The organism is Micromonospora sp. NPDC049580, assembly GCF_040675595.1.
GTDB lineage: Bacteria > Actinomycetota > Actinomycetes > Mycobacteriales > Micromonosporaceae > Micromonospora.
Map to the genome: position 1 here is coordinate 1 of NZ_JBFAPG010000435.1, position 5,373 is coordinate 5,373.

Consider the following 5,373-nt stretch of genomic DNA (forward strand, 5'->3'; position numbering starts at 1 on the left):
GCCACCGTCACCGGTCTGACGTGGCCCCGACGGTGCGTGTCCGCCGCGGACGACGCACCGCGTTCCTCGGCGCCGGTCGGCGGGACCGCTCGCGGCGGCCCGCCGGCCGGCTCAGCCGGTCCGTCGAACGAGCGTGCCGGTCGGGTGCCGCCCGGTGATGGGGGCGGCCGGCGCGGTGAACGACGAGCCGGTGTACGTGGTGCCGGGGCGGGCCACCGTGCCGGCGGAGCGGACGGCCCCCGCCGAGGAGACCGACAGGGCGGAGGCGATCGCCGCCTGGGCGTCGCGTCGACGCCGGTTCCAGGCGCCCCGGTCACCGTCGAAGTAGCCCTGCCGGTAGCCGAAGCGGTAGCCGATGCGGTAGCTGAGCTGCCCGTGCAGCCGGCCGGCCGCGTAGCTGGTGGCACCGAGCACCAGGACGAGGAAGACCACGAGGAACGGGCTCATCGGGCGGCCCCGACCCGGCCCGGACGCCGCATCATCGTTCCTCCGGCTCGACCGCGGTGGGGTCGATGGTGGGATCCGCGACCAGCAGCCGGTCCAGGTCGTCCGTGCTGACCTCCTCGACCAGTTCGACGCTGATCCGGCAGCCGTCCACCACGACCTCGGCGACGGAGGAGCGGCGAATCTCCCCGCCGGCGTCGTAGACCCGGACGCTCAACTCGGGGCAGCCGAGGTGGGTACGCCAGGCGTTCCACTCGGTGCGGTCGCCCACGCTCAGCGACAGGTATCGGCAGCCTCGGGCGAGATAGAGGCGCCACGGGGCACTCAGCCCCGCGGCCACTCCCTCGGCGATCAGCCCGAAGGCCTGGGCTCGGGTGGCGAGCTCGGTCACCACACCCCCTCGGCGCCGGGGGCGTGACGCATGCGAGCACCAGTCGTCTCATGCACGTGACACACCGTAGATTGTCCCATGGGCGTGACAGTATCAGCTTTTCGTCCGCTTACATTCGCCACTACGGGCATCTATTCTGCCCGGGTGACACCCCTCCAGAGCGACGCTGGATCGTTTACCGCGAATCCGAGAGAACCGTCACGTCTGCGTGACAGCAGCGTGCCTGGGCGTACGCCCGAGCCAGGCTGGCCGTACCGTCACGGGGTGACCGAGACGGCCAATGCGCGAAAGATCGCCTTCGCCACCTTCGTCCGGCGCGCCCTCGACGAGGCGCGGGCGACGCGGGCCTGGAGCGGCACCGAGGTGTCCCGACGTACCGGCGTCTCCCGGCAGACCATCAACCGGTGGGTCCGTGGGGACTGGGCCAGCGACCCCGAGGCCGAACGCGTCGTCGCCTTCTGCGAGGGCCTGGGCCTGAACCCGGCCGCCGCCTTCGCCGCGCTCGGCTGGGACCGCACCGCGACCGGCCCCCGCGCCGGTCAGCCGGCCCCACCGATGGACCCGGACGTGGAGGCCCTGCTGCGCCGCCTCGTCGACCCGAACGTGTCGGACGCGGAGAAGTTCCACATCCGCGAAACCATTAGATACCTCGCATACCGCCCAACGTTGCCGGTCGATGTCCGAAATAGGGGCAATCAGGCAGGCTAGTTCCTCAGATGGCGAAAGAACGCCTGGTCAGGTTCATTCGTTTCGCTCCGGGGTCGGAACGGGCACGCTAGCGTCCGTACTCGTACTGCTTGGGCTCGTCATCGGCGGGGGGACGGGACAAGGCCGAACCCAGCCCTGCGGGACATAAGGAGGGGTCTGTCCATGACCCTGAAGTGGTGGGCAGTCGTGGTCGCCACGGTGTCGATGACACTGTGGGCGACCGGCAACGTGGTGACCCTCGCGGTCAACGGTGGGCAGCTGCCGCTGCTCGTCAACCTTCTCGCGCTCATCAGCGCCGGCACGGCGGTCATCCTGGCCGTCGTCGCGGAGCTGCACGAACGGCTCAACGACCGGATAAGCGCACTCACCGAGTTCCTGGTGGCACGGCTCACCGAGATCGAGACCCGCACCGGGGACCGCAACACCGGCTTCGTGGAGGGCTACCTGCTCAGCCACGGGCAGGACGCGGCGGTGGTGCCGTTCGGACGCCGCGGACGAGGAGCCGCCGAACGCTGATCGCGCGCCGCCGAGCGGTGGTGCTCGGCCAGGAATGAGCCCTCAACGCCGGGGTACGCTGACGCGCGTGCCGCCGTTGAATCTGGGCAACCACCAGCCGAGGACCCCGTTGAACGCCGATCAGGCATGGCAGGTCACTGCCGGCCGGGCGGCGGGGACCGTGCTCTTCTTCGACTTCGACGGCACACTCGCGCCCGTCGACGACGACCCGACGGCGGTTCGCCCCGCGCCCAACGCCCTCGCCGCGATCGAGGCGCTGGCCCCGGTGGTGCAGCGGATCGCGATCGTCTCCGCGCGGCCCGTGGAGTTCCTGCGGGACCGCCTCGGCGAGCTGAGCGGCGTCGACCTCTACGGTCTCTACGGGCTGGAGCACAGCCACTCCGGTGGCGAGACCGTCACCGAGCCCACCGCCCTGCCGTGGGTGCCGACCATGGCCGAGCTGGCCGACCTGGCCCGGGCGGAGCTGCCACCCGGCACGCTCGTCGAGTTCAAGCGGCTCTCGGTCGCGCTGCACTGGCGTACCGCGCCGCAGCTCGGCCCGACCGTGCAGCAGTGGGGGCAGGCGCAGGCCGACCGGCTGGGGCTGCGGGTGCAGGCCGGGCGGATGGTGCTGGAGCTCAAGCCGCCCGTCGACCGCGACAAGGGCATGGTGATCGGCGAGGTGGTCCAGGGTGCCACCGGCGCCTGGTACTTCGGCGACGACGTCTCGGACATCAAGGCGTTCGCGGCGCTACGCGCCCGCGCCGAGGCGGACCCGGACTTCTTCGGCGTCTGCGTGGCCGTCGCCAACCCGGAGACCGGTCAGGAAGTGGCCAACGCCGCCGACCTGACCATCGAGTCCCCGGCCGCACTGGGCGACTTCCTCACCCGAGCCCTCACCCGGCTGCCCTGACCGGGCTCTCCTGCGCCCGCAGCAGGGTCAGGCGCCGTACCGGCGCTGGCGGGTGGCGTACGAGCGCAGCGCGCGCAGGAAGTCGATGTGCCGGAAATCCGGCCAGTTGAGCTCGCAGAAGTAGAACTCCGAGTGCGCGGACTGCCAGAGCATGAAACCGGACAGCCGCTGCTCCCCGCTGGTGCGAATGACCAGGTCGGGGTCGGGCTGGCCGCGGGTGTAGAGGTGCTCGGCGATGTGCTCGACGTCCAGCACCTCGGCCAGTTCCTCGATCGTGCCGCCCGAGGCGGCGTGCTCCAGCAGCAGCGAACGGACCGCGTCGGTGATCTCCCGCCGGCCGCCGTAGCCGACGGCGATGTTGACCTCCGCGCCGCCGCTGCGGTCCCGGGTGCGCTCCTCGGCGCCCTTGAGCGCCGCCGCCGTCTGGGCGGGCAGCAGGTCCAGCGCGCCGACGATGCGCAGCCGCCAGGGGTTGCCCTCCTCGGCGAGCTCCACCACCAGGTCCTCGATGATCTGCAGCAGCGGGTCCAGCTCGCTGGCCGGGCGGCGCAGATTGTCGGTGGCCAGCAGGTAGAGGGTCACGTGCCCGATGCCGGCCTGGTCACACCAGCCGAGGACATGCTTGATCTTCGCCGCGCCGACCCGGTGCCCGTCGTTGGGGTCGACGAAGCCCATCTCCCTCGCCCACCGGCGGTTGCCATCGCACATCACCCCGACGTGTCGGGGCACCGGCTTGCCCGCGAGCTTCGCCGTGAGCCGGCGCTCGTACACGGAGTAGATAAGGTTCCGCAGCGTCATCACCTAGCAGCGTAGCGACCCGCCAGCGGGATCACCCCTTCGGAGGCCGATCCCCGCCGGACAGTTCGATGCCGATCATGCCCAGCGTACGGGCGGTGAGCCGCCCGTCGCCGAGTCCCAGCTCGACCACATCGTCGAACACGCGGTCGTCCCGGCGGGCCGCCCGGACCGCCGCGTCGACCACCCGCCGCCGTCGTGCCAGCCATGCGGCGACCGAGCTGTGCCGCAGGTGGGTGCCGAGGCGACGACGCAGGCCCACGGCGTAGCGACGCGCCGCCGCCTCGGGCGCCCGGGCCGCCGCGGCACCGGCCAGCGCACCGGAGAGCAGCGCGTAGAAGATGCCCTCCCCGGTGAACGGGTTGATCAGCGACAGGGCGTCGCCGGCCAGCAGGGTGCGGTCCCGGCCCGGTGCCGGCCGGTGCGTGGACAGCGGCAGGTGATGGGCGCGCAGCGCGGTCACCGTCGACAGGTCGGTGCCGGGCAGCAGCGCGGCCAGCCGGTCCAGCAGGTACGCCCGGCTCAGAGGCTCGCCGCGCAGCACCTCCCCGTACCCGACGTTCGCCCGCCCGTCGCCGATCGGGAACGACCAGGCGTACGCCGGCCAGCGTGCCTTCGAGGTGACGATGAGCTGCTCGGGTGGGCCGGGCAACGCCGGGGCGTAACCCCGGATGGCCAGTGCCAGGTGCCGGTCGGGGTTCACCGGGTGGCCGAGGGCCCGGCGCACCACCGACCCGGCGCCGTCCGCTCCCACCACCACCCGGCCGGACAGCTCCCCGTCGAGCACCACCCGGTCGGAGCGCGGCTGGACCCGGCGGACGCTGTGCCGGCGCAGTTGCGCGCCGGCTGCCACCGCAGCCGCCACCAGCCGCGCGTCGAAGACCTCCCGAGGCACGGTGTACGCCGGCCGGGGCAGCGCCCGAGCGACCGCCTGGCCGCCCGGGGAGACCATCCGCAGCGCGGGCAGCGCGGCGTAGCCGGCCACCGCCTCGGTCACGCCCAGCTCGGCGAGCACGTCCACCGAGTGCGCGGCGATCCCGTCGCCGCAGGCCTTGTCCCGGGGAAAGTCGGCCCGGTCCAACAGCAACACACTGGCGCCCGCCCGGCGCGCCGTCAGCGCCGCGGCCGCCCCGGCCGGCCCCGCCCCCACCACCACCACGTCGAACTCGTCGCTCACCGCGCGCCTCCCTCCGACCGGGGCGGCGCGGCTCGTACCCGTCCCGCCCGGCGATCACCTGGGCCGTCGACACCGGCCACGGTGACCGACATCACCCGCCATCCTGCCCCCTGCCCGGCCGCCCGCACCGCTGCCGCACGGCCGGGCCGCACCGAAGCCGAACGATCTCGCCGAGCCGAACACCCCAAGCCCCGAAGGCAGCCACGAACCGGCGGTCGCGGTCGCGCGGCCACGACCCGGCGGCCCCAGACCGACAGGCCCCAGACCGGTGGCGACGAAGCGGACGCCTGGAGCGGCGAGTCCGGAGTGCCACCCCTCGCCGCCTGCTGCGTTGCCTGTCGAGCTGCCCCGTTGGTGGGGCAGAGTGGCTCCGATGGCTGCCGTCAGCATTGATCGACTCGGGATCGCCGATGTCGGGGTGATCGGGCGACGTGGACACCCCGATATCGG

General features: G+C 72.8%; 7 protein-coding genes. 3 read left to right on the forward strand and 4 right to left on the reverse strand.

Going from position 1 to position 5,373, the window contains the following annotated elements:
• Positions 1-111: 111 nt before the first annotated feature.
• On the reverse strand, positions 112-447 hold the full coding sequence (locus AB0J68_RS26160) for a hypothetical protein (protein WP_007455629.1): 336 nt from the start codon (positions 445-447) through the stop codon (positions 112-114).
• Between the two features lie 31 nt (positions 448-478).
• Complete coding sequence (locus AB0J68_RS26165) at positions 479-835, reverse strand: hypothetical protein (RefSeq protein WP_354854093.1); 357 nt, start codon at positions 833-835, stop codon at positions 479-481.
• A gap of 264 nt (positions 836-1,099) precedes the next feature.
• Between AB0J68_RS26165 and AB0J68_RS26170 the strand changes: the two genes are divergently transcribed.
• The 3 genes from AB0J68_RS26170 to otsB all read left to right on the forward strand — a co-directional run bounded on the left by AB0J68_RS26170 (position 1,100) and on the right by otsB (position 2,951).
• Positions 1,100-1,543, forward strand: a complete 444-nt coding sequence (locus AB0J68_RS26170; protein ID WP_204943358.1) for an XRE family transcriptional regulator — start codon at positions 1,100-1,102, stop codon at positions 1,541-1,543.
• Positions 1,544-1,705: 162 nt separating this feature from the next.
• Positions 1,706-2,059: a hypothetical protein gene (locus AB0J68_RS26175; protein ID WP_354854091.1), complete on the forward strand. Its 354-nt coding sequence runs from the start codon at positions 1,706-1,708 to the stop codon at positions 2,057-2,059.
• A gap of 67 nt (positions 2,060-2,126) precedes the next feature.
• Positions 2,127-2,951, forward strand: a complete 825-nt coding sequence (otsB, locus tag AB0J68_RS26180; RefSeq protein WP_354854088.1) for a trehalose-phosphatase — start codon at positions 2,127-2,129, stop codon at positions 2,949-2,951.
• A 27-nt stretch (positions 2,952-2,978) separates the two neighbouring features.
• Here otsB and AB0J68_RS26185 read toward each other — a convergent pair whose 3' ends face one another.
• The gene (locus AB0J68_RS26185) at positions 2,979-3,749 is read right to left on the reverse strand and encodes an isoprenyl transferase (RefSeq protein WP_234589120.1); all 771 of its coding nucleotides are present in this window, start codon (positions 3,747-3,749) and stop codon (positions 2,979-2,981) included.
• 31 nt (positions 3,750-3,780) lie between these two features.
• On the reverse strand, positions 3,781-4,923 hold the full coding sequence (locus AB0J68_RS26190; protein ID WP_354854085.1) for a geranylgeranyl reductase family protein: 1,143 nt from the start codon (positions 4,921-4,923) through the stop codon (positions 3,781-3,783).
• Positions 4,924-5,373: the final 450 nt, after the last annotated feature.

What these genes read in the sequence shown, in the direction of transcription:
- AB0J68_RS26185 (WP_234589120.1), bottom strand. Translation starts at nt 3,749, where the DNA reads ATGACGCTGCGGAACCTTATCTACTCCGTGTACGAGCGCCGGCTCACG.
- AB0J68_RS26175 (WP_354854091.1), top strand. Translation starts at nt 1,706, where the DNA reads ATGACCCTGAAGTGGTGGGCAGTCGTGGTCGCCACGGTGTCGATGACA.
- AB0J68_RS26160 (WP_007455629.1), bottom strand. Translation starts at nt 447, where the DNA reads ATGAGCCCGTTCCTCGTGGTCTTCCTCGTCCTGGTGCTCGGTGCCACC.